Raw genomic sequence first — 26,582 nt, forward strand, 5'->3', positions numbered from 1 at the left:
CGACACCTCACCATGACGACAGCCACTCCCCCCTCCGATGCCAGCAAAGAGCCGGTGCAGCCCACCCCTGACACGCACGGCCCATTCGGCCGGGTGGTCACCGCCCCCGAAGACAGCCCGACGCCGGCGTCTTCGACGTGGGTGACGTGGCTGCTGTTCATGGTCCCGCTGTGCATCGCCGAACTGCGGGACCTCTCAGAACCCGACATCGAGCGCCTTTCGACGCGGGCCGCCGACCTGATCGCCAGCCACGGCGACGACGCCCAATACGGCGGCCACCACCAGCGCAGCGCGCGCACCGCCATCGCCCAGGGACTTGCCGTGCTCGCGAGAGCCGACGGCGGCGTGACCGCGCTCGGAATCCACGCGTGCATGCGCCCGCACGTCGGATGCCCCGGCACCTCACCCGCCCGCCCCTCCCCTTCGAAACACGAGGAACGAGATGTCTGAGAGCACGAAATCGACTGGCCGCACCACCCCTAAGCGGCTCCTCACCCAGAACTCAGACCTGAGGAGGATCGGTGTATTCAATTGGACTCTGCCAGCTTTTGTGATCGAAATGCCCGACGGAAGCCATTTCAACGTCTGCCCTCAGGCTGGCGTGTGTGCCCAATTGTGCTACGCCCGGGTCGGCACCTATCGGTTCAAGAATGTTCGCGCAGCACACATTCGGAATCTCCTCCTCTGCCGGGACAATCCGGAGGAGTTCGAGAGGCAGATGACGGAGGAACTCAGGCACAAGCGGTACGTCGACAAGTGGATTCGCGTACATGATTCAGGCGAGTTCTTTTCCGACGAGTACCTTCTCACCTGGATGCGCATCATGCGCAGCTCACCGGGCGTTCGCTTTTACTGCTACACCAAGGAAATCAGCCGTTTCAAGAGGCTTGTCGTAAACGATGCTCCTGATAATTTCCTCTGGTGCTACAGCCTCGGAGGGAAAGAAGACCACCTGATCGATGTGAGCACCGAGAGGCATGCGGACGTCTTCCCAGACGTCGAGGCACTGATCGCCGCCGACTATACCGACCAGACAGAGTCGGATCTTCTGTCGGTCCTGAGCGATTCCCCGCTCGTCGGAATCCCGGCGAATCGAATTCCGCACCTTCTCAAGAAGCAGGGGTCGGAGACATTTGGAAGCCTTCAGCGGGCGCGCGACGAGAAGCTGCGTGCGAAGAAGGCAGTCGCGGGCCAGAAGTTCACGCTGGCGCACTGAGTACTCGCGGGGGTGTTTTCGGGGCCGGGCGTATGTGCGCCCGGCCCCGAAAACCACCCCCGCGGGCGTGCGACGGCGCCACCTCGGGGAGGCGTTGCGTATTGTTCTACCGTGATGTACTTTAGCGCCTGCCCCTGCGCGATCGGGGCCGGCGCAGTGGAGCCGACGGTGCCGGCTCCACCTCGAGCTTGACCGACCAGGCCCCCACCCGCGGGGCCACGACCACGGCCTGCGGGTTCACTGCCGGTCCGACAAGGAGTAACGGTGATTCCCGCCGACGCTGATGAACTCGTGACCTCACAGGACATCGCGGAGAAGTATGAGGCCAATGAGGGCAATGTGGCCTACTGGACCACGCTCCCGGGTTTCCCTGAGGGCTGGCCGTCAGGTCCGGGACGGACCTTGGTCCGCGATGCCGCGCTGGTGGACGAGTGGCTGAAGGAGAACCTGCCGGTCCACTGGGCCAAGGGGCAGGACTCGGACAACCCGTTCGGTCTGCCCGCCGGCGGGCCGAAGGACTTGGTGACGCTATCGGACATCTGTGCCTGGGAGGGCAAGGCCCTCGGGCGGACGGAGCCAGTGCCGGAAGCCACTCTGCGAAGTTACATGTCCAAGAAGCCGCCGAAGATGCCCGGCCCTGACCGCGTGCCTGGAGACGGGAAGGCCCCCGAGGTCACGGAGCGAAGGTGGTTCCGCGAGACGGCCTACGCGTTCGTGAACCGCCCGCGGCGCATGCGCCGGCAGACGAAAGCCGAGGAACCGGTGAGCACCGCGCAGGCCCCTGCAGCCGGCAGTGCGCTTCCGAGCCGTTCGTCCACCGCGCGCACGGAGCACCTGGACGCCCAGGCCATCGCGACCACATACAGCGTCAGCGGGCAGACGGCCCGGGGGTGGATCCGCGCTGAGGGGTTCCCTGAGGCTGGCGAGCGCGGGTACAACGCGGCCGACGTCGACGAGTGGGTGCGCGAGAATCGCCGGCGGACCTGGGTCACGGCCCAGCGCCGCGCTCAGCTGTCCGGCCACGCGTGGGCTGGGCCGTCGGCAGCTGACGAGGACGCCGGCGCTGAGAAGAAGCGCGCCGCCCCGGCGCCGGCGGCAGAGCCGGCCGCCGAGGCGCAGGGCGAACAGGCGCAGCTCACTGCGGAAATGATCGGTCCGCGGTACGGCGTCTCCGAGTACACCGGCCTCCAGTGGACCAAGGTCAAGGAGAAGCGCGAGGGCGACAAGGTCGTTCGCCGGGCTTTCCCTGCACCTCGGAGCACGCAGCCGCGTACCTATGACCAGCGCGAGGTCGACGCGTGGGTGGAGAAGCACCGTCCGCATGTCTGGGCGGCGTTCAAGGGAACCGGGCCGGCTCTGGTCCACGATCTGCCCGAGGGAGATCCGCGGGACCTGCTGGACATCTACGACTTCGCCGAGGTGCTCGGTATGACCACCCGGGGCGAGGCACTCGCGCGCGAGACCATCCGCGCCTACCACGCCCGTGGACAGGTCCCGTACGCCGACCGGACTGCCGATGACGGCAAGAAGCCTCGGGTCTTCCAGGATCACTGGTATCGCGAGACGGTCTACGGGTTCGTCCTCAGTCGCAGGGGGTCCGGCCGCTTCGGTCCCAGGCGCTAAGAGGCTTTCATGGCCGCCGACCGGCTGCCGGCTGGCTCGGCGGGCCGGCCCCCGGGACGGGAATCGGTAGGGCGGACGGTCCTGGACATGCGAGAGCCCGCCGGTCGTCTGACCGGCGGGCTCTCGGCGTTCGCGTGCTGCTGGAGGCTTCGCTCTGGCGTGGGGTGTTCTATCGGGTACTCCCGGGTTCGTTGTCCGCCGAGACGACGAGGGCGTCGAGTTCCTCATCGCTGATGAGGACGAATGCGGTTGCCGGGACCCGAGCGACCTGCGCCTCGTAGCCGACGTTTCGTAGGCGCCGCGTGAGCGACTGTGCCTCGTACGGTGCGAGGACGTACTTGCTCTCCGGCGGATCGGCTAGAGCCGTGACGCGGTAGATCCATTCGTGACCTGCCTCGTGCGCGGGCATCATCGTTCCATTCGCTCGTGGTGACGACCTCGTGGTGACCGTCACCAGTTCTGTCCCCTGTGGGGATGTCGTGCGCGGGCATCGCTGAGCGCGGCCTCCGGGTAGAGGCCGCGCCTGTGGCTTCAGCGCTGTGGCGCACCGCCCGTGTCAGCTGCGCTTGCGGAAGAAGCGACGGCGGGGACGGGGCTGCGGCGGGTACGGCGGCTGCCCGGCCAGCTCATAGACGGCGTCGTGGAGCTGCGGGTGCGCCAGGAGGGTCCAGTGCTTGCCCAGGGCCGCCCAGACGTCCGTCAGGGCGGTGCGGGGGTCCGTTCCCAGGAGCGTGCTGTACGTCGCTGCCACGGCGGGGGTGCGCGAGCGGCCTGCGACGCAGTGGAGGAAGACCCGCTTGCCTTCCTTGCGGAGCCGGAGAACTTGGCGGGCCGCCTGGTCGAGGGCGTAGTGAAGGTTGGGGTTCTCGCCTTGCTTGTCGACCAGCCAGACGCGGACGTGTTCGACGTCGGTCCCGGAGAAGATCGGCCCCTGTCCGACTCGGCACAGGGAGACGACCGCATCGACCGGCGGTGTGCCAGCGAACTCAGTCATGGGGAGGTTCCCGAGCAGGACACCGGGGTCGTCAGGGTGCTGTGTGGCGTACTCCTTTCCGGCGTAGCCGGGGATCTTGACGCGCGGGGCCGAGGGCCATCCGTCGTTGTCGTCCATGCCCTTGCGGGCGGTCAGGACGGCCAGGCGGACGAGATCCGGGGCGGTCATTGTGGGCCAGCCATTCACGGCCTGCTGCCAGGCGAGCGGGATGGCCGAGACGCCCCAGCGCGCTCCCAGGAGGGCACCCGCGATCGCGGCCACGGTGTCCGTGTCGTTTCCCGCCCGGACGGCCGCTTCGGTGGCGAGCTGGAAGTGCTGGGCGGGGAACGATCCACGCTCCGGTGCCAGCTCGGGAACGGGCGTGCGGGTGATTGCGGACCACGCGGCCTGGAGGGCGGTGACGACATACCCGTTGCGGTCCCAGTGGTGCGGCGGGTTCGCCTCGGCCTCGTCCAGCCTCGCGTGCCAGATCTCCTGCCGGTCCTCGGGGAGCAGTGTGATGCCGTCGCGGACGCCGTCGAAAGTGCCTTCCAGCACGGCGGTCCGAATGCCCGCGCACCACAGGATGCACGCCTCGACGCACTCGGGGTCGCTGTGGGTGAGGGAGCTGATCACGGTGGCGGCCCGGACCATTCCGTCCACGTCGTCCAGGTAGGCGAGGGCCACGATGCCGGTCCGCATCAGCGAGCCGTTGCCCGCACTGAACCGGGTGCGGGCGGTGTAGGCGTCGGCTTCCGCCGTCATGGCCTGGGCGGGCGTGCCCGTCTTGTGGCTCTTCGCGGCGCGGAGCACGCCGCTGGTCTGGTTTCCGATGTCGCTTGCGCCCCCGTCGCGCCAGAAGTGGAAGTTGCGGGCGATCTGGTCGAGTGCGGTCGGGTTGGTGAGGTCGGTGCCGGTGGACGCGACGGCGGCGATGCACACGTGCATCTGAGTGTCGTCGGAGTACTCGCCTGGCTTGTAAGGGCCCAGCCCGCCACCGATCATGGCGGGTTTCTCATCGGAGCCCAGTCGGCGGGCGAACTCATAGGGAACGCCTAGGGCATCACCGCAAGCAGCGCCGAGAAGGACGCCGGCTGCGCGGTCGGTGGCGTGGATGTTGAGCGAGTGGGCCGCCGGGGCCGGGGTGGAGGTTGTGAGGGCAACGAGCTTGGCGTTCACGGGGGTTCTCCCGAAGTCATGTACTACGTGCGTGGTCTGAGGAGGGCGGGGGCGGGGAGGGCGGCGTGAACTCGCCTGGCGCTCAAACCCGCTGTCGCTACGTCAGAGTGACACGACCGAACTACTTTCGTCAACATGACGATTAGCGTTGCGTATTACCTATCCAATGTGTACTGTCATTGTTGTCGGAGGCGCTCGACCCGTCCTGGATGACGCGCCCCGCTTCCCTACGTCGGCTCCGCGCCCTGAACGTCAGCGGCCCCAGCTCCGGCATCGAAGTGCACGCCAACTCACAGGAGTTCCACCATGAACAAGGCCCAGCTCGTCGACGCGATCGCGGACAAGATGGGCGGTCGCCAGCAGGCCGTCGAAGCTGTCGACAACGTGCTCGACGCCATCGTCCGGGCCGTCGTCGCCGGAGACCGCGTCTCCGTCACCGGCTTCGGCTCGTTCGAGAAGGTCGACCGACCGGCCCGCTACGCCCGCAACCCCCAGACCGGGGAGCGGGTGCGGGTCAAGAAGACCTCCGTCCCCCGCTTCCGGGCCGGGCAGGGCTTCAAGGACCTGGCCAGCGGTGCCAAGAAGCTCCCCAAGGGCGGCGAGGTCTCTGTCAAGAAGGCTCCCAAGGGAAGCCTCACCGGTGCCTCCGCCGTGGCGAAGAAGGCGATGACCAAGAAGGCCACTCCGAAGAAGACGGGAGCGGCGGCCAAGAAGACGGGCCCGGCCATGAAGGTCGGGCCGAAGAAGCCCGTCAAGGCCGCCCCCAAGAAGTCGCTCGCCTGATCCACCCTCGCCGGGCCCCCCTCCCGGCATTCCCTGCTCGACGGCCGGGCGCTGGTGCGCCCGGCCGGACCGGAGAAACCTCTGATGAACTACTTCGTGATCGACGGCACCCGTGTCGTCTCCGCTCATCGGACGCTGGCCTCCGCCCGTTCCGCGGAAGCGCAGGGACCCGGGCGCAGTACTGAGCCCGGCCCGCTGTTGGACGGTGAACCGGCCTGGTGGACGCGGGCGCGCCCGAGCGGCGGTGTGATGGAGCTCGGCATTGTTCGGGCCGAGGCGACCGATCTCGGCCTCCGCTTCGAGTTGCGCGCCTGCCAGGCGCCGGCTGGCTCCTGCCGCCACAGGCCATGCGGCACCTACACCACGTGGGCCGTGAGCCGTTGGTACGGCCTCCTCAGCGAGCTCGCCGCCTTCGTGCCCCTGTCGTGGATCTGGGTCGGCAAACGCAGCAGCGACCCCCGTGGCGACGCCCCGCAGTTCCTTACCGAGGGCCAGGTCCTCGTCGACCGCCTGGTCGCAGAGAAGCAGGAACCCCTGCGGATCGTCGAACGGCCGCCGGCCGACTCCCGGACCCTGGACGAGCGGGCCGAGACAGCTCACGCCCTCGTCGTGCGGTTCCTGGCGAAGCATTTCGGCCCCGCTCCCGGGCAGGACTCTGTCACGGTCCGCCCGGTCCTCCACGGCCGGGATCTGCATCTGAGGCTGGACCCGTCCGTCTCGCCGGACCTGCCCGTCTGCGGAGCCATCCTGCCGGGCCGCGGCAGTGACACCGCCGGCACCGAACCGCATGTACGCACCTGCGACCAGTGCTTCGGGCGCGCCCCCATCGTCCCGCCCCCCGTTCTCACCGCCGCCGAGTACGACGCGTGGACCGCATACATCCACCAGCCCGGCTCGTGACCGGCGAACCGAGGAGGGACTCCGTCGTGACCGAGACTTCAACCGCCGTCCTTGCCGGCTCGCCCAAACAGTTGGCGCTTCGCCTGCTCCGGCGCAGGGCCTTCACTGCCGGGTACCTGACACAGGTGATCGACCTCGCCGTACGAGAGGTGGCTAGCAGCCAGTTCGACGAACCCGATGAGCGCGAAGCGGCCCAGGTCCATCGGCGGCTGACCCGCTACGCAGCGAACGGGCAGCCCGGCTCCGCCGAGCTCGCCCGCGCCATGCTCGACGTCAAGCACGCCCTGGACCTGGTGCAGCACAGGCACTACCGGGCCTCCGGCGTTCCCGAGAGCGGCATCACCACGACCGTCTCCGCGGAGCAGCTGCTGGAGCTGGTCACCGAAGCCGGCCGGGACCGAGCACTCGCTGCGCAGGGGGGAGCCCTGGTCGTCCTCGCGCAGAACGAGGAGACCAGCACCGTCTACCGTCCGGTGTCCGCCGTACAGGCAAAGGCTCTGCGGCAGGCGGCGCGCAGCGCGAAGGAGGAGGCGATCCGCCTCTACGAGGGGGCGGTTGAGGTGCTGCGCCCGCACGTGCGCATGGCCGACTGGAGCAAGGACGACGGATACGGAGTCGCCGTCGACGTGGCGCGCGACGGAGTGTCGGTGCAGTGGTGGCCGGCCGCGCTGCCCGAGTCCCGGGCGCTCTGGGAGCAGGGAGGCATCCGGCAGCTCTGTGTGTCGCTGCTGGCGTCCCGTTTCACCGTGTCCGAAGGAGATGACGGAGCACCTCACGCCGTGATGTTGCGTCTTTAGTTTTCAGTGTGTATTGTTCTGGTGTCTGGTCGATCGGCCGCTCTCCCCTTCAAGCCCGTGTTCCGGCCCGCGCCGGCGCCGTGAGGGCGGCCGCCAGGCACTGCACCGCTGCGTGGCCATCCCGCAGCCTTCCACCTCACCGCCCTGGGCCGCCGCAGCGCCCGCATCGAACTGGGAGACCGCCATGGGCCCGAGCAACCCCCAACCGCGCCGGACGGCGCCCCTCGACTCGCTCAGGAAGCTGGCGCCGGGCGCCGAACTCGTCAAGGTCCGCGCCAACCCGCACAACTGGAGCCAGGCCGAGCTCCTCGCCGCGTACACGTGGCCGCAGCACCAGGGCGACCGCCTGGTCCCCCTCGACCGCGGCACCTACCCGGACGACTCACACGACACCGCTCTGACCATCGGCGAGTTCCTCAGCCGGTACCAGCAGCTCCCGGTCGTGCGTGTACTCCAGGCCAGCGACGCCGCCTACACCTTCCTGGTCGAGCTCGCCCGCCCCTCCTGGGAGCTCGCCGGGGGTGATTCCCAGTGAGTGCCCCGGCGATCCCCGCAGCGTGCGCGCACCGTCCCACCCATGGCGGCCTGGTCGTCCCGTACGTCTCGTTCGAGCACAACGGTCTGCCGGTCTTCGGCGGGCTCGACCCGCTCAAGCGTGCCCGGGCCTTCGAGAACGGCCTGTGCCAGATCTGCGCACGGCCGCTGGAGCGGTGGTTCTACGTGCTGGTCCGCCCCCAGGACGTGAGTGTCGGGTATGCGCCGGAACCGGGGCTCCACCCGCCGTGCCTGATGTATTCGGAGAAGGCGTGCCCGATGCTCAACGGCACCAGCGCGACCTACCGTCCGGGCGGCGTCATCTCCCGGCACCCGGCGGGCCGTCCGTGCGACGACCCGGCCTGTTCCTGCCCCGCGACGGCGCCCACTGCGGAATCCCAGCTGCGGGCCGGGCGCAAGGCCGACGACTGGGACGCCTGGATGCTCTCGACGCCCCAGTACGAGCTGCGCCGGGATGACCGCGGCGGTGCCGTGGGAATCCAGCTTCCTTCCGGCCCGAAGCGCATCCGCCGCGTGCGGGTGTCTGCCGAGCGCAAGCGCGCCCTCGCCATGGTCGCGGCGCTCCTGGAACTGGGCGCGTAGCCCTCCCCCTTCAACGCCCGGCGGGCGCGCCCGTGCCCGCCGGGCCACCCACGAGGATGACCATGCTCGCTGAACGTTTCCGCCCCTCCGACATCGAAAGCCTGGTACGCATCGCCGGCGCCCTGGCTCACTCCCCGGCCGCCGCCGAACTTCCCCCGCAGTACCGTGAGCTCGCCCAGCGCGTTCACGCCGAGATCGTCGCCGAGAGCTCCGGTCGTAGGTCCCCGGCCGTCTCCGCCTTCCTGGGGCCTCGCCCCGGTGAGCAGGTCTGGATGCTGCGCCTCTGGACCCGCCACGAGGACACCACGGCGCCGTACGCCACCAAGGGCGCTGCCCTTGCGGAGCTCGCCACCCACGTGCGCAGCAGCTGGGCCAACGTGGGCGGCCAGGGCGACGTACCCGACGAACCTCCGGCCGACGACGCCGAGGCGATCGACCTCTACTACGGCCCCGACGGCGACGCGGTACCCGATCAGGGCTTCGAGCTGTACCCCGAGGAGATCGGACAGCCGCAGCGCTCTCGGGTTGTTCCCTTGGACTTCGCCTTCCCCAACGCTGTGACGGCCGAAGGCCTCAACCGCGGCGCCGTCTACTACGCCGCCGATGACGACGGACCGTCGTGCATCGAGGTGGCCGGGGTGCTCGTCTTCGGCTACGTGGACGCCGAGGACGGCGTCGTACGGGTCTCGGTCCACACCGACAGCGCCGATCCCGAGCATGTCGTCCGGCCGGACGGGTCCGTGCCGCTGCGCGTCGTCGTCGAGGACACCGTCGTTCTCGACGACAGCAACCACTACGCCCCGCATCCCCCCGTGCTGGAGCAGCTCCTGGACGCTGCCGACCCAGTGCAGGCAGCCGTGATCCGCATGGTGGCGGCCTCGGCGGGGCTGATGTGGAGCTGTCCGGACTGCCAGTGGCCGAACCCGCGGGCGACGGAGCAGTGCGAGCGCCCCGGCTGCGAACACAGGGTCAAAGCGGTGGCGATCGGTGCGCAGGCGGCAGCTCTCACCCCGGCGCCGACTCTCGCACTGGAGGGGCCGCGATGACCATCAAGGCCTACCCGCCGGCGCCCAAGCACCTCCGCGCCGCATGCGTCCATCCGTCGGGGCACCTCACGTCGCACGGCAGCCGCACGACGCTCCAGGTCTACCTGGACGATGGGCTGGTCTACCGCAACGACGCCGACGGCTACCGGCTCCCGGCGGCAGTGGCGCAGGAGCAGGGCGTCGGACCGTACGTCATCACCGGCGCCGGGCGGCGGGCGATCCTGAACGACTCCCAGCTGGCGGCCGTCGACTCCGCCGACGAGGGCAGCGCGCTGCGGGAGGTCAGCTGGCCCACTGCCGTCGCCCTCGCCCGCCTCGGCCTCGTCGAGTACCGCGACGCCGACGGTGTCCCGCAGCCCACCGACGGCGACGACGGCCGCAGCGGCCCGAAGCACCGGCCCTTCCTCACCCCCGCGGGCGTCGAGGCCGCACGCGCCGCCAAACCCCAGTCCTGATCCCCCGTTCCCCCGGCGGGTGCGGCCCTTCCCGGCCGCACCCGCCCTGATCCCCGCAGGTACGCGCCCATGACTTCCCTCACCCTGTTCGATCCCGACCTCGACGAGGCCGGTCCCACCACGTCGCCCGGCGGGTCGGCTCCGGCCGAGGTTGCCTCCGCAGAGGCTCTGCAATCCTTCCGCGCGACGAAGCACAAGTCGCTCAACTTCGGTCTTGGCGTCGACTCGACGGCCCTGGTCCTGGCGATCATCGACGATCCAACCGCCTTCGGGATCGCCGAAGACTTCTCCGACTTCTCGATCGTGACGGCGATGACCGGGTTCGAGTTTCCCGACACGATCGCCGACGTCGAGAACCACGTTCTCCCGCTGCTCCGGGGCAAAGGCATCCGGTACACGCAGGTCGCACGGGCCGGGCGTCCGGACTCGGCAGGTGTCGAAGTCCTCTCCGACACCACGAACCCCGGCAAGGTGTTCAGCAAGGGCCCGTGGACGCTCATGGACGAGATGGAGGAGAACGGCACGGTCCCCCAGTATGCCGGCGGCCACGTATGCAGCCAGAAGCACAAGGCCTTCCCGATCGACCGCCTCCAGCTCCAGCGGTCGGGCGGGCAGACCGTCGGCAAGCTCTTCGGTTACAACGCCGACGAGCACAAGCGCGCGGTCAAGGCCAACAAATTCCAGGCCGAGCGCAACCAGACGGCGGGCTACGAGACCTTCGCCCTGGACTACCCGCTGCTCAGGCTCGGCTGGGCTCGTCAGGACGTGCAGGGCTACGTGAAGGACCGCCTTGGAACTGACATGGCCAAGTCATATTGTCCGGTATGCCCGTTCTCCGGAGTCTGCTCGCCCCAGCCGGACCACCTGAAGCGGCTGCGGAAGTACCCCGACCTCGCGGCGCGCGTGCTACGCCTGGAGTACCTGGCGATGGCCCTGAACGACAACATGTCCCTCTACAAGGACGACACTCTGTTCAGGCGGGTCACCGACAACCAGAACGCCGAGGCGCTCGGCCGGTTCAACGCCCGGCTGGACGAGGAGACGTGGGCGGTCTACCGGCTGCGGCGTGCCTACACCCCCGGCCGCCGGCCCGAGTGCAAGACCGCTCACGGTGACCGTTGCGCCAAGCCCGAGTGCCGCGACAGCGGCATCAAGGGCACTGTCTACCGGTCCGTGGAGACCGTCCGCACCGGCAGCCGCACCGAAGTGGGCGCCTTCCTGCACAACGCCGCCACGGCCCTGGACCGCCCGGTCGAGCACTCCACGACAGCCCACGGCGTCGGCATCGACCGTGTCCGCACTCGCGTCCGCCCGGACTCCAAGACGTACGGCACGGTCGAGGACTTCTACGTGACCGCCCCGGCCGGCGTGCAGGACAAGGCCCGCCCCGGTTTCGCCGGGGTGTGGGCCTCGATGACCACCGACCAGTAACCCCACCCTTGCGAGGAGAGATGACCACCCGCACCCTGCCCCCGGCTTCCTACGACAGGCTCACCGCCACGGTCGCACGCGACACCGGAGAGCGGCGCACGGCCGCCCTATGGATCCATGCCGCGGCCCTCGTCCGCCACGCCTACGACCACGGCCTGGCCCCGGCCGACGACCGCCCACCGGGCCCGGACGGCCTGCTGAAGTCCCTGGAGAACCTCGCGAACTGCCACCCCGCCCTGGCCCCGCTCGCCGATCCGGCGGTACTGCCCCTGTGGGAGCAGCCGCTCGGCGCTGCGGCCTGGGCCGCCGTCGAGGAGTTCTGGGACCGGCACCCTGCCCTCGAAGACGAGCGTCGCGTGGACGGCTACGCGCTGGGCGACGCCTACCAGTTGCTGTCCGAGGAGGCCCGCAAGGGGCGCGCCCTGTGTCAGACGCCGCCCTGGGTCGCCCGTCTCCTGCTGCGCCTGTCGCTGGAGCCGGCCATGGAGGAATGGGGGCCGGCCGACGTCCGGATGATCGACCCCGCCTGCGGGACCGGGCACATCGCCGTGGCTGCATTCCACATGGTCCGCGTCCCGCCGGTGCACGGCCGCCGGCGCAGCCCGGTCGGGCACGGGCCACGGGCCGTCGAGCGGGCGCTCGCCGCGGTGTCTGGTGTGGACCTCGACGCGTACGCCGCCGCACTGACCGCCTACCGTCTTCTGGCGTGCTCCGCGCACGTCCTCGGTGTGGGCCTGGACCGCGTCCCGGCGTCGTGGCCCGTCAACGTGGCCGCCGCCGACTCCCTGCTGGACCGCACCGAGCCCCTGCTGGCAGCCGGCGCCTACCACGCGTGCGTGGCCAACCCGCCGTACATCACCCCGAAGGACCCTGTCGTCCGCGACCAGGTCCGCGCCGCCTACCCGCAGGTGGCGGCCGGGAAGTACTCGCTGGCTCTGCCCTTCACCGCGCTGATGCTCGAGCACTTGGCCGTCGCGGGTGGATTCGTGGCGCAGTTGACCGCGAACTCGTTCATGAAACGGGAGTTCGGCAGGCGCTACGTCACCGAGTTCCTTCCTCGCTTCGACGCGCGCTGGATCATCGACACCTCCGGCGCCTACATCCCGGGGCACGGAACGCCCACCTGCATCCTCGTGCACCGGGCCCGACCGCCGGTCGGCGAAACGGTCGCGGTCATCCGGGGCAACTGCGGAGAGCCCCACGTTCCGGAGGACCCCGCGCGAGGGTTGGTCTGGAGAGCGATCGAGGACGCGGTCGACAGCCGGTTGGCCTGGGACCGGTTCCAAGCGGGTGCGGAGCTCGCACGGCGCGGTGGAGACAGCACCACTTAGATTCGTTGCCTATTCTCGTTTCATTGTGTATTGTCATTTACAGGTCGGGCAACGCCCCACCACACCAACCCACTTGACGAGCGCAGCTCTAGGCGTCGCGCCGTCTCAGCGCATCCGGGGACTGATTCAAATGAAGCGGAACAAGCCGCTCATAAAGCGCCGCAAGGCGGGGACACAGAGCGAGCGGCGGAGGCCGTACCGGCGGCAGGAGAGCGCCACTTCCTACTGGGCGCTGGCCGTGCCTCAGGCGTTCACCGGGACCGGCCAGACTGTCCTCGACATGACCGGAGCGGTGCCCGCGGGCGCGGACGAGTCAGACCCCGACGACCCGCGCTACGGCTCCTCGCTGCGCTGGCGGCTCGACCGCGACGGCCAGACCCAGTTCGTCTACGGCACACAGGTGTGGGGGCGGTACCGGAGCGAGAGCCTGTCGGCCTACGGCAAGCGCATCTCTGAAGGTTTCCGCCGGTCACTCCCCACGTCGCCGGACGTCTACCACGTATTCGTCGCGGCCCGGCCGGGATGCGAACGCGGGACGCGGTGCCCTCTCACGCGGCACTGGTACACGGCCATCGAGGCCGACCTGTCGACACACCGGCCGGATCGATGCCCGATAGGCGTCCTGAACGACGGGCCGCCCTGGCGCCTGATCGGCCGTACCGTCCCTGACGGCCGCCACATCTACTGACGTCCCTCGGCACAGCGCTCCGGGCCGCACTGGCAGCCCCCTCGGCTCCGGTCGGCCCGGCCCCTGGGCCCGAATCCCGCGCACGATCCACCGTCACCGAGCCTGCCGTTGAGGACCCCTCCGGCCGCCCTTTCTTCCACCACCGCAGAGGCGACGTGCCGCGCCTCGCATCACCCCAGGAGCCTCCATGGGTACCACCCGCACGCGCCTGCCCGGCATCACCCTCCGCGACGCGGCGCCCGCCGACGCCGACGCCGTCATGCGGCTCCTCGCCGACGTGAACCCCGACGATCCCGACGCGTTCGAAGACGTCCGGCCGAACCTGTCCCTGCCTCAGGAAGGGCCCCTCTCCCACTTCCGGGCCCTGATGGTCGTGGCCGAAAGCAATGAAGGCGAGACGCTCGGCGTCCTCCTCGCAGGCCCCCCGCTGTGGCTCTTCGACCATCCCGGCGTCGACGTGGCGCTGGCGCACCTTCTGGCGGAACGCATCGCGATGATCACTGCGGTCGCCGTGACCCCCGAGCAGCGCGGGCGAGGCGTCGGGTCCGAACTCGTCCGGCATTCCGTACGTCGCTTCACGCGCGCCGGCTACGGCCTGCTGACCCTCAACTGCTTCCCTGGGCTGGAAAGCTACTACCAGGGCCTCGGCTTCTCGATCATGGACGGCCTGAACGTGTCCCTCGGCCCCCTGAACGCGGTCGGGCACCGCTGGGGCGACACCCGGGTGGCCGCCCGGCTCCTGGACCGATACACGACCTTCGCGGACGTCCCTGGTCTTACTTCCCCGGTCGTCTCGGGCATCCTTCCCAACACCCGGATGGCCCGTGGCGCGTACTTCGACGGGGAGCAGTTTCGTGCCTGACCCGATCACGGCCCGGGCTGCTTGCCCTCCCGGGCCGCAGAATTCACCTACGGATGCAGGTGTCGGCCGGCATCCAGAACTAAGGAGGAACTGATGCCGGTTGTCCACGGCAAGAGTCTGAACCCGTGGGGCCGTTGGGCGCTCCGATGGGGCGTGCCGAGTGCGGTCGTCGCCCTGGTGAGCGTGTGGGTGCCGGAGCCCGCGAGCGTTGTCGGCGCGATCATCGCGGTTGGGGTGGCGCTGGGTGCGCTCCTGGTCTTCGTCGGCACGATGCCCCGTCGGCAGCCTCCGGCCGAGCGGCGGGCGCGCAGGGGCGCCGGCGAGTAGGAAGGCTCCGGCGCCCCGGCTGGCGCGCCGCATACCCTGGGAACTCGGTTGGTGGGCCGGGCAGGTGATTGCCCGGCCCACCGTCCCGAGATTGACCCCGGACGCATGTACAACCACCCAAGATGTTGCTTATTCGCGTTTCAATGTGTAGATTGATTGCATCGCTGGCGGGCCTTCGAGGCCACGCCGCACAACCCCCTTACTGCTCTGGAGTACTCCGTGCTTGCTGTCGTCCACGAGGTAGAGGTAGACGCCGCCCTTCTCGCCTACCGGAGGGGCTGGGCCGACGTCTGGCTGACCTTGGTAGACGTCACCACCGACTTGATGCACCTGGCCAGTCACATGCGCGCCGACGTCGAACGCTGCCTCGACGGCGACGCGAAAGCGCGGCTCGACGAACGGCCCCTGGCCGCCATGCCGAACCTCGCCCCGTCCGTCGCCCCGATCCACAACACGGACGACTCCGCCGCCGGGGACCACCTCTTCGACGTGTACGTGCACGCCAGCGACGCCGCCGCCGCCCTCCGCGTGCACATGGCGGACGACGCCTACCCCACCTTCTCGAAGGCGCTGCACGTGCTGCTCAACGATCTGCGCGCCTACGCCCAGAACCTCGGTGTCGACTTCGACGACGTCATGCGCGCGGCATCCCAGGCCCACCGGGTCGACCAGCGCAAGGCCAAGTAGCCGGGCACCGCCCCGGCGCCGCAGCCCGCGGTGCTGCTACCCCACGAACGATCCCGTCAGGAAGGACTTTCACCATGACCACGCCCCTGATCCCCTCCACGGACACGGGATACCCTCCCCGCGGATCGATACGGATGTACCTCGACCGCGGTGAGCACCCCGCGACCCGGATGCCGCTCCTCGGTGCCGATCTCGACAACCCGCCCGCCGTCTGCGGAGGTTGCGCCAACAAGGTGGTGAGGCAGCTCGACGACGGTCGAGAGCGTCTCAAGTGCGGGCTTCGGGCTCACGGAAGGCGCAGAGGCCGCGGCCCCGATCTGCGTGACTCCATGCCCGCGTGCGTGAAGTACGCCGCCGCGTCCACCGCACCGCGCAACACCTGACCTGCCTGACCGCCGCGCCCGGGTCCCCTCCGCCGGAACCCACGCCGGTCCCATACGCCGAGAGGCGGTGGGCTCCGGGCGCGGCAGGTTCTTCCGCAACCGCCTCCGGAGACGTGATCATGCTGCCCGGCCTCACCCAGCACATCGACTTCCAGGCCGCCCACAACGACTACACCCGCGGGTTCCTCGTAGTGAGCAAGGCCGACCACTCCACCATGTACGGCTACGTGTGGGAACACACCCTCTCGGACGGCACCACCACGTGGGTCGCCCAGCCGGACGCGGCCAACGATGCTTCGCGCATCCCCGGGTTCCAGTCCCGGGAGTGGGCCGGTGAGTTCCTGTACGAGCGCGAATGGCCCAAGTTCATCCGTCGCGAAAACGCCGAGGCCGACACCCTCCGGCAGCCGGGGTGCACCGAGCGCGCTCCGTGCGGGACGTGCTCCCTGTGCGAACCCGACCTGGCCTGCCGCGGAATCCTCTGAAAGAGCCGGGTGCCGCTCGAACTGCATCCGTCACCCCAACGTGCAGGTCCGAGGGCCGCGAGCGACGCCTTCCGCTCGCGGCCCCGGCCTCGGCTTCCTTTCCTGACCACAACACCCCACCCATGCCCTGGAACCCTCATGTCCGCTGATTCCACTGCCACCGTCGTGACCGAGGCCATCGACCAGGTGCTCACCCACGGGGCACGCAAGTGCACCGATCCGAGCTGCGCCCGGCACGTCGGCACGACCGACTGCCCCCCGATCTCCATCAGCCGTAGCCCCGGCTCCGTCCTCGGCGAAGCGGTCGCCGAGGCCTGGCACTCCGCCGGCGGCAGTCGGCTCGACATCCCCGCAGGGGTCGTCGCTGCCCTCGCCCTGTGGCCCCAGAAGTCCCCCGGTGCCGAGGCCGCCGACACGATCGCCGCATACATCGCCGCGCAGCCCCCGCGCGTGCTGGTCCGAGGCCTGGCCGATAGCGCCAACTTCTACTGGGGCCTTCGCCCCGACCTGTGGACCGCCGCCCGCCCGCTGTTCGACTGGACCAGGGAGGACCTACACGACACCCACCTCGCGGGCGTACGCGCCGTGGCCCGTGCCGCGCTGCGCCACGGAGTCCTTCAGCACACGGGAGACACCGACCCCGCCGAGCGGTCCCGGACCGACCTCATGTCCTGGGTCATCACGAGCCTGCGCCACCACCACTCCCGGCGCAGCCTCGGCGAGTACCACACACCGCCCGACATCAGCGATCTGATGGCCAACGTGCTGGCCGAAGGCAGCATAGGAAAGCGACCCCGTCAACGCGGCGAGTGGGCGCTCGAGCCGGCCGCCGGCACCGGAGGACTCTTCCGCTCCGCCGCACAGGACCTGCGCCGCGACGGAGAGGACCCTGCGGAACGCGGCTGGGTCATGCTCGAACTCGACCCCCTGGCCGCCGCCGGAGCCGCCGTCAACACCCTCGTCTGGGAACTGGGCCCCCGTGCGTTCGTCGGCTGTGGAGACGTTCTCGCGCAGCCCGACCTGGCCGAGGAAACCCTCGCTCAGGCGCGCGGCATGGCCCGTCACTGCGACGACGTCAAAAAGCTGATCGGTTTCGCGATCGCCACCCGCACCACCAACCAGCTGCTGGACGCCCTTACGGCCAGCAGGTAGCCGCTCCGCCCGGCCCACAACCCCGTGGGCCGGGCCCGAAGGAGGAACCATGGCGGAAACCCACGACCACAGCGAAACCCAGGGCGTAGCCCGGGCGCTGCGCGTCGTCCTGCCCGCTCCCAGTCGTACCCGTGTGTACACGCTGTCCTGCGGATGCCCCGACGCCGAGGGCGATCTCTCCTGGTACATCGACACCGAGGCCCGGTCCTACGAACTCGACCTCTCCCCCGCCGCAGCCGACGCGAGGCAGGTCCGCCTTACCAGTCGACCGCTCATCGGTGACGGCACCACCTGGAGCGAGGAGTTCCTCATCTGCGACGCCCCGGCCCACTGGGCCCACCCCCTCGCTCGTCTCGTCGCCCGGCTCACCCTCTCCGACCGCAGCCCCCTCTCCCTCGACTGAGCAAAGGACCCCCGTGTCGAATCGCACCGCCATGACCGGTTGCCTGCCAGCCTTCGGCCGGCACCGCGGCTATCCACCGCGCTACGGGTGGCTGCGCAAGGTCTACGACGCCCTGCTCCAGGACCCAGCCGCCCTGCGCCGCCCCGACGCGACCGTCGTGCTCGGCGTCGGCAAGAGCATGGTCCCGTCCATGGCCTTCTGGTCCCAGGCCTTCGGGCTGGCCGCCCGCAACGGTCAGGATCTGGTCCCCACCGACCGCGCCCGCTGGCTCCTTGAAGACGAGACCGGCGCCGATCCCTACCTTGAACTCGACAGCAGCCTGTGGCTACTGCACTGGTGGTTGGTGAGCGCCGAGCAGTGCCACGTGCCCAGCTGGCGGTATCTCTTCGGATACTCCCCGCTCAGCCGGTCCAGCCGCGCGGAGACGCAGGGGCGCCTGGCGGCCGCCGCCGAAGCGGCCGGCCACAAGACCCCGGCCCCGTCGGTACTCGCTTCGGACATCGCCTGCCTGGTGACCATGTACGCTCCCGGCGACCACACCGCCGCGAACATCGAGGACGAGCTCTCCAGCCCTTTCCGCACCCTCCACCTGCTCGACTCCGAGCCTCCCGCCGACCGCACAGCCGACCGAAGCCACCTCGTGGCGCTGCTGCGCACGGCCGGCCGCCACTGTCCGGCGCCCGTTCAGGCATACGCGAGTCTGGACTTCGCGGCCCGGACCGCAGGCCCTGTGGCCGGCTCCATCAGCCTGGCCCGGCTCGCCTCCGACCCCCTCGGGCCAGGCCGACTCCTTCTCACCGGCACCGCCGACCTCCGCCGCGCCCTGCATCAAGTCGCCGATCGGCAAGCGGATCTGGCCGTCGTGCAGTCGGGCGACGGGCAGGAGACGCTCGCCTATTCGTGCTCGCCAGCTCTCCTCGCCGAGGACGTCCTGGCCGACGCCTTCCCCGCGCTGCGGCCGGCCCCCAGCAGTGCTTCGGAGAAGGCGAGTTCTCCAGCCCGGTCCTGATGGACTCCGGCTTACCGCAGGCGTAACCCGGCTCCGAAGAACACAACAAGCAACGTTGCTTATTCATATTTCTATGTGTATTGTCATCCGTGTTGGTGGCGCTCGCCTCCCGGCTTGAGCGCCCCGCCTTTCCCTACCGACGAGACAGGCCAGGAGACACGCATGCGCATCAAGACCGGCGGGCAGCACCAGGGTTGGACCGTGGTCCACCAGGCGCGGCGCGAGTGGCGCGGCTCCTTCGAGGGCGTGTGGCTCGGTGTTGACGAGTCCACGGGGCACTGGATCGTCGGCCGCCAGCACGACGGGCAGTCGATGGACGACGGCTTCGACGCGGATGGCAACTGGTCCACGTCCCGGCACTTCCGCGACGGCAACGCGTACCTCAACATGCGCCGAGCCCTGGCGGCGTACGACGAGGAGGCCAGGAACGCGAGCGACGTCTGGGACAGAATGTGGGACCAGCGTGCCCACGAGGCCGTCGCCCGGCACCTGGCGCACCGCGTTCCCTTCTCCGCGCCGGTCCAGCTCGCGGCCGGATGGATCGGGCGCGGCCTGACCGGTTTCCACCCCCCGATGGGGTCGACGATCCCGCTCGACGGGCCGGTCGCCAAGTACGAGCTGGTCCGCTACCTCCAGGGCCAGACCCGGTTCGACGAGATCGTGACGGAGCCGGGCTCGGTCTCCGAGCAGGAGGCGTACCAGCTGATCATCAACGCGACGGGGCCAATCCGGTTCGTTTGCCGCGGGGTGACCTTCTACCTGAGCAAGTGAGCCAGGCGGCACGGACGCGGTGCCGCCGCGAGCACCGCGTCCGTGCCGCCGGACCACAGGCCGCCAGCCACCACGTACACACCGAAGGCGAGGACGCTGCCCCTTGGGGCGGTCAGACGAAATGGAACACAAGAACATCACCGGCCACGACGGCGCCGTTCACGAGGGACTGCTCAACAGCCACACCGGCTTCCTGATTGACGTGGCCTGCGAAGCGGGCCGGTACTCGGTCGTCCACCACTACGAGAAGCTCGATCCAGCGCGCGTCACCGACGCCCCGCTGTCCTGCCCCGCATGCGTTGCCGCGAACTCCCCCGCCACCGCCCAGCTGCACCGCGGACGTCTGGCCCTCCGGTACGCCGAAGACGTCCTCGCCCTCGCTGACAGCCGCAAGCGCCCGCCCGCCCAGGACGACGAAGGGCTGCGGCTGGCCTTCGTGTCACTCGCAGCGGAGAACCCGCCGCCCCGGAGCCTTTACGAGCTGATCAGGGAGCATGTGAGCGACATGCTGACCGATCGGGCCCTGGCCGTGCCGGAAGGGGTCCCAAGGGTCCTCGTGCCCTACAAGCGGTACACCGGCGGCACGGTCCAAGCCCCCGTCGCCCCTGGGGACCGCCTCATGCACTACAGCGCGGCCGGCGGGTACTTCCAGTACGTCTGGGTCGATGGGCTCGAAGATTCTCCGGACGGAATCGTCGTCACGGTCCACGAGAAGGACCGGCGTCCGGTCACGTATTCGGCGTACGAGCTCGGCCGACGGTACTCGAAGCTCGACTGGGCGCCGCTGCCCTAGCAGGCGTCGCCGAGCAGTGATCGAAGCTGACGACCGCGGTCTGCCCGCCACCAGCCCGGGTCAGGCCGGGCACGTCATGTCTCCGCTGCTATCGCCCCCGGCCCGCCGGCGCGCGCTGGAGTAGCGCCCGTCCCTCGCAGCCAGGTCAGCACCGCATGCTGGGCGCCGCCCGAGACGGGCCCCGGGCCGCCGCGTTTCACTTCCGGATCCCGGCGAGGCGCCGTCGCCCGCCCGCCCGCCCGCCACCCGGCGTCTGCAGAGCACTCCGCGATGTCCACGGCCGGTTCCGGCCTGCTCGCCCGCGGCACGCGCCGGGATCCCTTCGTTCCCTCACACCACCGCAACGGATACGGCCCCCGACCGTCCCGTCACCGGGCCGTACCCTCGCCCGAATCCGGAAGCGCCCCACACCATGACCACCGACCGCCCGCACGTCGCCTTCCTGGCCCCTTCCGTGCCCGCCCGGCCCCAGCCCGGCCGGGCCAACGACGGGGAGGCGGACCGCTCGGAGGACGTGGTCCTGACCGCTTACCTCTTCCACCTGACGGCCAAGGGACACCGTGTACTGCGGCACCGCGTCGTCACGGATCCCGCTCTGGCGTCCACCGACCTCTTCGACGCGACCGCCGGAGAACTGGTGATGGCATGCCACCGCACCCACTATCGCGCGCTCATCACCGCGTACGGGGTGATCAGCGACTGCGAGCGGTTCTTCTCCCCCGCCCACTGTGCGCTGCTGTTCACGATGGAGCCGGGCCCGGTCGCACGGGAGTTCCTGTCCCGCTACAAGATCGTCGCGATCTGGCCCGAGGGCGAGACCTTCGTACGCGCGGACCCGGCAGCCGAGGCAGGCGGGGCGTGAACCGCCAGAGCTTCGGGCCGCCGTCGACGAGAGCGGAGGAACGCGCGTGGCGCGCGGCCGGTCTCCTCGTCGACGTCGCCGGGCGCGCACTGCCGGCCACGGTCCGGCCCTGCGCGTTCTGCGACGGCGCGGACATCGGCGACACCTGCCCGGCGTCCCTGATCTGCCCCACGTGCAAAGCCGCGCCCCGACAGCGGTGCCGCCGGCCGAGCGGCCACACTGCCGAGCAGTGGCACATCGGACGCGTCCGCGCCGCGGACCTGGAAGACCAACGCCGCGAGGAAGACGGCGACACCACCCTGCCCGCCCGCTGGGCCGACACCCAGCCGGCGCCGACCCCCTCACGAGGAACATGATGACCACCGACCACACCCACAACAGCCCTGCCGGCACGTCCCTTTCGCCAGGTGCCCGGGCCCGGCCGCGTACGGCCGGAACCCCCACACCCCGCATCACCACCGCCCAACGCCGCGCCCTCCTCGCCGGGGCCAAGGACCCTCTCGGGCTGCTGCCCAAGTCCGTCAACCTCCGGACCCTGGTGTCCCTCGCCGATGCCGGCTACGTCGGCCTGGACCAGAGCCGCGACATCCTTCGTGGACAGGAGGCGACGCGGGACCAGCTGGACGTCTGGGGCGGCACTCTGACCGAGGCCGGCTGGCAGCGGGCCCGCGCCGAGGGGGCGGGCAGGTTCCGGATCGTCGTCGTCGGCTGCGGAAAGGCCAAGCAGGACCGCCGAGTGACCGCCGGTGCGATGTACGTCGGAACCTTCCACGGCTCCTGCCGGGAAACGGCCAAAGCCCTGCTTCAGGACGGCGGCCGCCAGTACATCCTTTCCGCCGCCCACGGGCTTCTGGACCTGACCACGGAGATCGCCCCCTACGACATCACCGTGGGCGACCCCGGCAGCGTCAGCGCGGACTTCGTGCAGGCGCAGGTCTGGGAACGCGGCATCGAGTCGGCGGAGGTGACGGTACTGGCCGGCAGCAAGTACGTGGCCCTCGCCCGGCAGTCCTGGCCGGGCCTTGAGGCACCGCTCGCCGGAGCCGGCGGGATCGGGGAGATGAAGCAACGCCTCTCCCAGATCCGTCTCGCCGCGCGGGCCGAAGCCGGGCAGGAGCGGTGAGCGCGCCGCTCGGGCCCGCTCCGGCGCGGTGGGAAGCCATGGCTGCCGGCAGCGCCGAGGGCTGGGCTCAGCGGTGGAGCGGCGGTGTACCGACGTGGGTGCATACGTCGCAGGGCGGCTTTGACCGGCGTCGCTACGAGGTGGTCGAGCTGGCGGAGGCGCCCGCCCGGGAGTACATCCAGGCGAACCACTACCTGTCAGGGTGGCCGCCGGCGGTCCACCGGTTTGGGCTAGTGGACCTCGAGGCAGCAGGGGGCGACGACGGCCAGGTGGTCGACGGCCACCCGTTGGTGGGTGTCGTGGTCCTGGGTGTTCCGATGAGCCGCCGGGCTCTGACCAGGGTTTTCCCGTCGCTGGAGCCGTATACGGAGGCGTTGGAAATGTCGAGGGTGTGCCTGTCCCCCTCGGTGGCGAGCAACGGGGAGAGTTTCACGGTCGCTGCGGCTCTGCGTCTTGCTGCGGGCCACGGGGTGCGGGGGGTGGTCACCTACGCGGACCCCGTCGCACGGCTTCGGACCCTGCCGGATGGGCGCACCGCCGGCTCGCCCCGAGGGCACCTGGGTGTTATCTACCAGGCCCTTTCCGCAACGTATACGGGCCGCAGCACTGCGAGGACGGTCATCGTGCTGCCGGACGGCCAGGTGCTCCCGGCCCGGTCGATCGCCAAGTTCGTCACCGGAGACCGTGGTGCTGACGGGTTCGAGCGCCGCATCATGGCGCTGGGCGCCTCGCAGCGCCCTGCGGGGGCCGACCGGCGTGCCTGGCTGCGCACCGCGTTGGAACAGATCGGGGCCAGGCGCCAGAGGCACCCGGGGACATATAGGTATGCCCTGCCCGTTGGCCGTACTCGGGCCGAGCGGTCGAGGGCGGTCTTCGGCATGCCAGCACTCCCCTACCCGAAGTGGGTAGATGCCCGTCGACCCAGCTAAAGCATGTTGCGTATTCAGTAATCGATATGTAATGTGATTCTTGTGATCGAGCGACGTACCGCTCTCACGCACACCACCATCTTGAAACCTCACCCAGAGGAACGACCGTGGACACGTCCATCCCCGACCGCAAGGCTGCTCGCTTCACCGCAGCCGCGGAATCCGGCGTCAACATAAACCCCGCACGTGAGTGCACCCTCGCGGACCGCGCCGCATGGGCCCACGCGGCGCTGGAGGCCTACAACAGGCAGGCACCCAAGGCCCTGTTGCCCGTTCCCAAGCTGGCCGAGCGCGTACGGCTCGGCGTCCTCGCGGCCGAGGCCATGGCCCAGATCGCCTTCAGCATCCCCGACGACCGGGTCGTGGACGACCAGGAAAGCGCCGATCGCGTGATCGGAGATCTGGTCGCTCAGGTCTTCTGCCTGACGGACAGGCGGGTCACCCCCCATGAGCTCCACCAGGCCGCCGAGGGGCTGCGCAGCGAGGCGTACCCCGTGAAGCTCGATGTCCTGTGCGCCGTCGCCGCCGCCGGGGCCGAACGAGAGGCCGCCATGCTCGCGGCGCTCCTGGACGCGGCCGAGTCCTTCGGGTGCGACGTCCCCGGCATGGTGGACAGCGCTCGCAACTACTTCGAAGACCTCAAGGCAGAGGACGAGGAGGCCGAGGCGGCGCGCGCCTGAGCCACGCCTGGGAGCGAGGACCTCGGCCCAAGCGGCCGCGCTCGCTCCCGGCTGGGTCGCCACGGAGCACACCCGATGAAACTGATCATCCCCGCCTTCGACCAGCACACCGGACGTGAGCGGCAGAACACCGAGACCCGCAGGCGCATGGGCGAAGTCTTCGGCCTGGCCCGCGGCTTCGAGGTCGGCACCGTCCTCGGCCTTCACCGTGGCCGGCCCCTCCGCCACGACGCACCCCCGAACTGACCCGCTGGGCGCGGTACATCCGTCAGCGCCCGCCGCCCCCAGGAAGGGCCCCATGGACACCATGCCCCCGAACACCCGTACTCAGCAGCACTGGTACCTCGCCACCCTCGGTCACGAGGCGCTGTTGCGGGAGCTCGCCCCGCTGGATCTCCCCGCCTCCGTCACCCACGATCCGCTCACACTCGCCGGACGGTGCCTGATCGCCGACCCGATCGGCTACCCCGAAGCCCACCAGGCCGCAGAACGGGTCCTGACCCCGCTGCGCACCGCCCAGACGTTCACCGCCACAGTCCCGGACGAGGACAACGCCCTGGAGCACACCGGCGTCGTGCCGGTCCTTGAGGAGCGCCAGGCCGGAGCAGTCACCGGCTGGTACGCCGAACTCCTCCTCTTCGAGCACAGCTCGCTGCTCAACAAGGCCGCCTACCGCCTGTCCCGGATGCCCGGAGACCCGACCTGGATCATCGACAGCGACTTCCAGCACAGCGGCCGCCCCGGGGTGCTGCGGCCCTTCGGCTCCCGGCGCCCGGGCAGCAAGCGGACCCTCCTGCCGCCGTTCGTCGCCGAGCTCGACCGCCTCATCGCGCAGGGGCCGGGGAGCGCGGCGTGACCCTGTACGGCATCCCGCCCGGCGGCCTGCGCCGCGCCATGGCGCCCGAAAGCGGGCGGGACCACGCCCACGCCATCGCAGACGCCGCGCACGCCTGGTGGACATCCAACCGCGGGGGCTCCGGCGACCGGGCCATCGCGGTCGGCACCCTGGCCGCGCTCGCCCTCTGCGCGCCCTCACGACCGGACGGCCCCGACTACGGCCCGCTCCTGCTCCCCCTCGACGACGAACAGCTCGTCGACACCCTTCGAGCGGGATGGAACTCGTTCTGGACCTACGACCCGGACCTGACCGAGGCCGCCCGCCCGCTCCACGACTGGCTCTCCCACCCCACCGACAGCGACGTCCGCGGCCTGGCCGACTATGCCCGGACCCTCGTGCGCGCAGGGCTGCTGGAGTACTGCTCCGACACCGCCCGCGCCGAGTCCGACGATGTCCTCGGCCTGCTCATCACCCGGATGCGCAGCTACAGCGAACGACAGTCGACCAGCGAGTTCTTCACCCCGGCGATCGCCGCCGACAACGTCGGCGACATCCTTCTCTCCACCGACCGCAGGCCCGGCGATCTGCTCCTCGAACCCGCGGCCGGGACCGGCACGATGACCCGGGCCGCCGCTGCCACGATGCGGTACTTCGGCGCCGACCCCGCCGAGTACCGCTGGTGGCTGAACGACCTCGACCCACTCAACGCCGCGTGCTGCGCCGTGAACGCGCAGCTCTGGAGGCTCGGCCAGCACGTGACCGTCTCCTGCGGCGACGCCCTGAAGCATCCCCGGCTTCTGGAGGAGGCCGCACAAGGGCGTGCCGAGCGGGCGAGCGCCGAGCAGAAGGCCCGGCCGGTGCTGTATCCCACCACGACCCGTCCGCCGTTCTGGCCGTGGCAGTTCGTTCCGCCCTCCTGACCCGCCGCGGCGGCCGTGCCGCATCCCGCGGCCGGCCGCCGCTCACCTCCTCATCCCTGCACGAAACGGAGCCCTCTCATGGCCATCAACACCACACCGCCGCCCGCCATCGCCACCTTGGCCCCCGATTCCGAGGGACACGGGACGGTCTTGCGGATCGTCTACGCCCATCACCTGGACGGCGAGTCCCTGGCCTTCCAGCTCTTCCACCGGTACGTCCACCGCTTGCAGGCCGGCACCCAGCTCCCGGACGAGATCACCCGCGCCGAGGTGATGGCCCTCCTCGGCGAACAGGGCGCGGACTGTGCCGAGGGCTGGCACTCCTCTGCGAACGAGCCCACCGAGGAGGCATCGGACGAGGCGTGGCTGTGGGTCCGCGCGCAGGTGAACCGCTTGTTCCCCGGCCTGTCCTGGAAGGTCGAGCCCGACCGTCGCATGAACATCCCTGGTGTCGACGCCGACAAGGTCGCAGACATCGTGATCCGGGCACGCCCCCTGGCATCGGACGTGACCCGCCCCGCGACCATGTTCGATCCCACGCTCACCTACTACGCGGACGGAACGCACGTGGTCATGCGGGCCCGGGGGACGGAACGCTCCGGGCACACCTTCGGCATGGCGGAGGGCGCCGCCCCGTACGCCTTCCAGGCCGTGCGGTGGGATGACGGCGGCGCTGACCTCATCGCCCCGCACGTGCTGCATCGCGTCGAGGGCCAGACCCAGGACGGCGCGGCTTAGGCGACCACAGGGGCCGGCGTCGGGAGGGCCGCGCCGCCACTCCTGGGCTTTTCCGGCGACC

32 protein-coding genes and 1 pseudogene are annotated in these 26,582 nt (G+C 70.2%); 31 read left to right on the forward strand and 2 right to left on the reverse strand.

The window, feature by feature from the left end; translation table 11 throughout:
* The first annotated feature begins 12 nt into the window (after positions 1 to 12).
* From RI578_RS40745 to RI578_RS40755, 3 genes are all read left to right on the forward strand, one after another.
* Positions 13 to 450 (forward strand): hypothetical protein, encoded by a 438-nt coding sequence (locus tag RI578_RS40745; protein ID WP_310876058.1) that lies wholly within the window; start codon positions 13 to 15, stop codon positions 448 to 450.
* Positions 443 to 1,216 carry a GP88 family protein gene (locus RI578_RS40750; protein WP_047181766.1) on the forward strand — a complete coding sequence of 258 codons (774 nt, stop codon included), beginning with the start codon at positions 443 to 445 and terminating at the stop codon, positions 1,214 to 1,216. The genes RI578_RS40745 and RI578_RS40750 overlap by 8 nt, the downstream gene beginning before the upstream one ends.
* Before the next feature lie 264 nt (positions 1,217 to 1,480).
* Complete coding sequence (locus RI578_RS40755) at positions 1,481 to 2,839, forward strand: hypothetical protein (protein WP_052659002.1); 1,359 nt, start codon at positions 1,481 to 1,483, stop codon at positions 2,837 to 2,839.
* 169 nt (positions 2,840 to 3,008) lie between these two features.
* Here the strand turns inward: RI578_RS40755 and RI578_RS40760 are convergent, their stop codons facing one another.
* On the reverse strand, positions 3,009 to 3,251 hold the full coding sequence (locus tag RI578_RS40760) for a hypothetical protein (protein ID WP_047181642.1): 243 nt from the start codon (positions 3,249 to 3,251) through the stop codon (positions 3,009 to 3,011).
* 144 nt (positions 3,252 to 3,395) lie between these two features.
* Complete coding sequence (locus RI578_RS40765; RefSeq protein WP_310876059.1) at positions 3,396 to 4,991, reverse strand: ADP-ribosylglycohydrolase family protein; 1,596 nt, start codon at positions 4,989 to 4,991, stop codon at positions 3,396 to 3,398.
* Positions 4,992 to 5,297: 306 nt separating this feature from the next.
* Between RI578_RS40765 and RI578_RS40770 the strand changes: the two are divergent.
* From RI578_RS40770 to RI578_RS40905, 28 genes and pseudogenes are all read left to right on the forward strand, one after another.
* Positions 5,298 to 5,771: pseudogene (locus tag RI578_RS40770) on the forward strand (HU family DNA-binding protein); the annotation flags it as partial.
* 87 nt (positions 5,772 to 5,858) lie between these two features.
* The gene (locus RI578_RS40775) at positions 5,859 to 6,674 is read left to right on the forward strand and encodes a hypothetical protein (protein ID WP_047181640.1); all 816 of its coding nucleotides are present in this window, start codon (positions 5,859 to 5,861) and stop codon (positions 6,672 to 6,674) included.
* 26 nt (positions 6,675 to 6,700) lie between these two features.
* Positions 6,701 to 7,471: a hypothetical protein gene (locus RI578_RS40780; protein WP_310876060.1), complete on the forward strand. Its 771-nt coding sequence runs from the start codon at positions 6,701 to 6,703 to the stop codon at positions 7,469 to 7,471.
* Positions 7,472 to 7,655: 184 nt separating this feature from the next.
* Complete coding sequence (locus RI578_RS40785; protein ID WP_310876061.1) at positions 7,656 to 8,006, forward strand: hypothetical protein; 351 nt, start codon at positions 7,656 to 7,658, stop codon at positions 8,004 to 8,006.
* Positions 8,003 to 8,608, forward strand: a complete 606-nt coding sequence (locus RI578_RS40790; RefSeq protein WP_275539145.1) for a hypothetical protein — start codon at positions 8,003 to 8,005, stop codon at positions 8,606 to 8,608. The genes RI578_RS40785 and RI578_RS40790 overlap by 4 nt, the downstream gene beginning before the upstream one ends.
* Before the next feature lie 62 nt (positions 8,609 to 8,670).
* Positions 8,671 to 9,654: a hypothetical protein gene (locus RI578_RS40795; RefSeq protein WP_310876062.1), complete on the forward strand. Its 984-nt coding sequence runs from the start codon at positions 8,671 to 8,673 to the stop codon at positions 9,652 to 9,654.
* The gene (locus tag RI578_RS40800) at positions 9,651 to 10,109 is read left to right on the forward strand and encodes a hypothetical protein (protein WP_310876063.1); all 459 of its coding nucleotides are present in this window, start codon (positions 9,651 to 9,653) and stop codon (positions 10,107 to 10,109) included. The genes RI578_RS40795 and RI578_RS40800 overlap by 4 nt, the downstream gene beginning before the upstream one ends.
* A gap of 69 nt (positions 10,110 to 10,178) precedes the next feature.
* Positions 10,179 to 11,540 (forward strand): hypothetical protein, encoded by a 1,362-nt coding sequence (locus RI578_RS40805; protein ID WP_310876064.1) that lies wholly within the window; start codon positions 10,179 to 10,181, stop codon positions 11,538 to 11,540.
* Between the two features lie 20 nt (positions 11,541 to 11,560).
* The gene (locus RI578_RS40810) at positions 11,561 to 12,871 is read left to right on the forward strand and encodes an Eco57I restriction-modification methylase domain-containing protein (RefSeq protein WP_310876065.1); all 1,311 of its coding nucleotides are present in this window, start codon (positions 11,561 to 11,563) and stop codon (positions 12,869 to 12,871) included.
* 130 nt (positions 12,872 to 13,001) lie between these two features.
* On the forward strand, positions 13,002 to 13,559 hold the full coding sequence (locus RI578_RS40815) for a hypothetical protein (RefSeq protein ID WP_310876066.1): 558 nt from the start codon (positions 13,002 to 13,004) through the stop codon (positions 13,557 to 13,559).
* 187 nt (positions 13,560 to 13,746) lie between these two features.
* Positions 13,747 to 14,421: a GNAT family N-acetyltransferase gene (locus RI578_RS40820; protein ID WP_310876067.1), complete on the forward strand. Its 675-nt coding sequence runs from the start codon at positions 13,747 to 13,749 to the stop codon at positions 14,419 to 14,421.
* 93 nt (positions 14,422 to 14,514) lie between these two features.
* Positions 14,515 to 14,748: a hypothetical protein gene (locus tag RI578_RS40825; protein ID WP_310876068.1), complete on the forward strand. Its 234-nt coding sequence runs from the start codon at positions 14,515 to 14,517 to the stop codon at positions 14,746 to 14,748.
* 219 nt (positions 14,749 to 14,967) lie between these two features.
* On the forward strand, positions 14,968 to 15,435 hold the full coding sequence (locus RI578_RS40830) for a hypothetical protein (protein WP_310876069.1): 468 nt from the start codon (positions 14,968 to 14,970) through the stop codon (positions 15,433 to 15,435).
* A 74-nt stretch (positions 15,436 to 15,509) separates the two neighbouring features.
* The gene (locus RI578_RS40835; protein WP_310876070.1) at positions 15,510 to 15,818 is read left to right on the forward strand and encodes a hypothetical protein; all 309 of its coding nucleotides are present in this window, start codon (positions 15,510 to 15,512) and stop codon (positions 15,816 to 15,818) included.
* 119 nt (positions 15,819 to 15,937) lie between these two features.
* Entirely contained in the window at positions 15,938 to 16,303 is a 366-nt protein-coding gene (locus RI578_RS40840; protein WP_310876071.1) for a hypothetical protein, read from the forward strand.
* Between the two features lie 138 nt (positions 16,304 to 16,441).
* The gene (locus tag RI578_RS40845) at positions 16,442 to 17,455 is read left to right on the forward strand and encodes an N-6 DNA methylase (RefSeq protein WP_310876072.1); all 1,014 of its coding nucleotides are present in this window, start codon (positions 16,442 to 16,444) and stop codon (positions 17,453 to 17,455) included.
* 49 nt (positions 17,456 to 17,504) lie between these two features.
* Positions 17,505 to 17,858: a hypothetical protein gene (locus RI578_RS40850; protein ID WP_310876073.1), complete on the forward strand. Its 354-nt coding sequence runs from the start codon at positions 17,505 to 17,507 to the stop codon at positions 17,856 to 17,858.
* A 13-nt stretch (positions 17,859 to 17,871) separates the two neighbouring features.
* Positions 17,872 to 18,867, forward strand: a complete 996-nt coding sequence (locus tag RI578_RS40855; RefSeq protein WP_310876074.1) for a DUF4007 family protein — start codon at positions 17,872 to 17,874, stop codon at positions 18,865 to 18,867.
* Between the two features lie 162 nt (positions 18,868 to 19,029).
* Positions 19,030 to 19,638, forward strand: a complete 609-nt coding sequence (locus RI578_RS40860; protein WP_310876075.1) for a hypothetical protein — start codon at positions 19,030 to 19,032, stop codon at positions 19,636 to 19,638.
* A 121-nt stretch (positions 19,639 to 19,759) separates the two neighbouring features.
* Positions 19,760 to 20,431, forward strand: coding sequence for a hypothetical protein (locus RI578_RS40865; protein WP_310876076.1), 672 nt, complete (start codon positions 19,760 to 19,762; stop codon positions 20,429 to 20,431).
* A gap of 412 nt (positions 20,432 to 20,843) precedes the next feature.
* Positions 20,844 to 21,293, forward strand: coding sequence for a hypothetical protein (locus RI578_RS40870; RefSeq protein WP_310876077.1), 450 nt, complete (start codon positions 20,844 to 20,846; stop codon positions 21,291 to 21,293).
* Positions 21,290 to 21,649: a hypothetical protein gene (locus tag RI578_RS40875; protein ID WP_310876078.1), complete on the forward strand. Its 360-nt coding sequence runs from the start codon at positions 21,290 to 21,292 to the stop codon at positions 21,647 to 21,649. Before RI578_RS40870 ends, RI578_RS40875 begins: the two co-directional genes overlap by 4 nt.
* The gene (locus RI578_RS40880; protein ID WP_310876079.1) at positions 21,646 to 22,416 is read left to right on the forward strand and encodes a DUF6884 domain-containing protein; all 771 of its coding nucleotides are present in this window, start codon (positions 21,646 to 21,648) and stop codon (positions 22,414 to 22,416) included. Before RI578_RS40875 ends, RI578_RS40880 begins: the two co-directional genes overlap by 4 nt.
* A gap of 1,036 nt (positions 22,417 to 23,452) precedes the next feature.
* Positions 23,453 to 24,025 (forward strand): hypothetical protein, encoded by a 573-nt coding sequence (locus tag RI578_RS40885; protein ID WP_310876080.1) that lies wholly within the window; start codon positions 23,453 to 23,455, stop codon positions 24,023 to 24,025.
* A 75-nt stretch (positions 24,026 to 24,100) separates the two neighbouring features.
* Positions 24,101 to 24,271, forward strand: a complete 171-nt coding sequence (locus RI578_RS40890; RefSeq protein ID WP_310876081.1) for a hypothetical protein — start codon at positions 24,101 to 24,103, stop codon at positions 24,269 to 24,271.
* Positions 24,272 to 24,323: 52 nt separating this feature from the next.
* Positions 24,324 to 24,881: a hypothetical protein gene (locus RI578_RS40895; protein WP_310876082.1), complete on the forward strand. Its 558-nt coding sequence runs from the start codon at positions 24,324 to 24,326 to the stop codon at positions 24,879 to 24,881.
* Complete coding sequence (locus tag RI578_RS40900) at positions 24,878 to 25,783, forward strand: hypothetical protein (protein ID WP_310876083.1); 906 nt, start codon at positions 24,878 to 24,880, stop codon at positions 25,781 to 25,783. The genes RI578_RS40895 and RI578_RS40900 overlap by 4 nt, the downstream gene beginning before the upstream one ends.
* Before the next feature lie 78 nt (positions 25,784 to 25,861).
* Complete coding sequence (locus RI578_RS40905) at positions 25,862 to 26,521, forward strand: hypothetical protein (protein WP_310876084.1); 660 nt, start codon at positions 25,862 to 25,864, stop codon at positions 26,519 to 26,521.
* The last annotated feature ends 61 nt before the right edge of the window (positions 26,522 to 26,582 follow it).

It is taken from the genome of Streptomyces sp. BB1-1-1 (assembly GCF_031597775.1).
Lineage (GTDB): Bacteria > Actinomycetota > Actinomycetes > Streptomycetales > Streptomycetaceae > Streptomyces > Streptomyces thinghirensis.

What these genes read in the sequence shown, in the direction of transcription:
- RI578_RS40750 (WP_047181766.1), top strand. Translation starts at nt 443, where the DNA reads ATGTCTGAGAGCACGAAATCGACTGGCCGCACCACCCCTAAGCGGCTC.
- RI578_RS40865 (WP_310876076.1), top strand. Translation starts at nt 19,760, where the DNA reads ATGGAACACAAGAACATCACCGGCCACGACGGCGCCGTTCACGAGGGA.
- RI578_RS40805 (WP_310876064.1), top strand. Translation starts at nt 10,179, where the DNA reads ATGACTTCCCTCACCCTGTTCGATCCCGACCTCGACGAGGCCGGTCCC.
- RI578_RS40795 (WP_310876062.1), top strand. Translation starts at nt 8,671, where the DNA reads ATGCTCGCTGAACGTTTCCGCCCCTCCGACATCGAAAGCCTGGTACGC.
- RI578_RS40800 (WP_310876063.1), top strand. Translation starts at nt 9,651, where the DNA reads ATGACCATCAAGGCCTACCCGCCGGCGCCCAAGCACCTCCGCGCCGCA.
- RI578_RS40825 (WP_310876068.1), top strand. Translation starts at nt 14,515, where the DNA reads ATGCCGGTTGTCCACGGCAAGAGTCTGAACCCGTGGGGCCGTTGGGCG.
- RI578_RS40870 (WP_310876077.1), top strand. Translation starts at nt 20,844, where the DNA reads ATGACCACCGACCGCCCGCACGTCGCCTTCCTGGCCCCTTCCGTGCCC.
- RI578_RS40880 (WP_310876079.1), top strand. Translation starts at nt 21,646, where the DNA reads ATGATGACCACCGACCACACCCACAACAGCCCTGCCGGCACGTCCCTT.
- RI578_RS40810 (WP_310876065.1), top strand. Translation starts at nt 11,561, where the DNA reads ATGACCACCCGCACCCTGCCCCCGGCTTCCTACGACAGGCTCACCGCC.
- RI578_RS40840 (WP_310876071.1), top strand. Translation starts at nt 15,938, where the DNA reads ATGCTGCCCGGCCTCACCCAGCACATCGACTTCCAGGCCGCCCACAAC.
- RI578_RS40860 (WP_310876075.1), top strand. Translation starts at nt 19,030, where the DNA reads ATGCGCATCAAGACCGGCGGGCAGCACCAGGGTTGGACCGTGGTCCAC.
- RI578_RS40905 (WP_310876084.1), top strand. Translation starts at nt 25,862, where the DNA reads ATGGCCATCAACACCACACCGCCGCCCGCCATCGCCACCTTGGCCCCC.
- RI578_RS40845 (WP_310876072.1), top strand. Translation starts at nt 16,442, where the DNA reads ATGTCCGCTGATTCCACTGCCACCGTCGTGACCGAGGCCATCGACCAG.
- RI578_RS40820 (WP_310876067.1), top strand. Translation starts at nt 13,747, where the DNA reads ATGGGTACCACCCGCACGCGCCTGCCCGGCATCACCCTCCGCGACGCG.
- RI578_RS40895 (WP_310876082.1), top strand. Translation starts at nt 24,324, where the DNA reads ATGGACACCATGCCCCCGAACACCCGTACTCAGCAGCACTGGTACCTC.
- RI578_RS40815 (WP_310876066.1), top strand. Translation starts at nt 13,002, where the DNA reads ATGAAGCGGAACAAGCCGCTCATAAAGCGCCGCAAGGCGGGGACACAG.
- RI578_RS40760 (WP_047181642.1), bottom strand. Translation starts at nt 3,251, where the DNA reads ATGATGCCCGCGCACGAGGCAGGTCACGAATGGATCTACCGCGTCACG.
- RI578_RS40785 (WP_310876061.1), top strand. Translation starts at nt 7,656, where the DNA reads ATGGGCCCGAGCAACCCCCAACCGCGCCGGACGGCGCCCCTCGACTCG.
- RI578_RS40850 (WP_310876073.1), top strand. Translation starts at nt 17,505, where the DNA reads ATGGCGGAAACCCACGACCACAGCGAAACCCAGGGCGTAGCCCGGGCG.
- RI578_RS40775 (WP_047181640.1), top strand. Translation starts at nt 5,859, where the DNA reads ATGAACTACTTCGTGATCGACGGCACCCGTGTCGTCTCCGCTCATCGG.
- RI578_RS40890 (WP_310876081.1), top strand. Translation starts at nt 24,101, where the DNA reads ATGAAACTGATCATCCCCGCCTTCGACCAGCACACCGGACGTGAGCGG.
- RI578_RS40835 (WP_310876070.1), top strand. Translation starts at nt 15,510, where the DNA reads ATGACCACGCCCCTGATCCCCTCCACGGACACGGGATACCCTCCCCGC.
- RI578_RS40745 (WP_310876058.1), top strand. Translation starts at nt 13, where the DNA reads ATGACGACAGCCACTCCCCCCTCCGATGCCAGCAAAGAGCCGGTGCAG.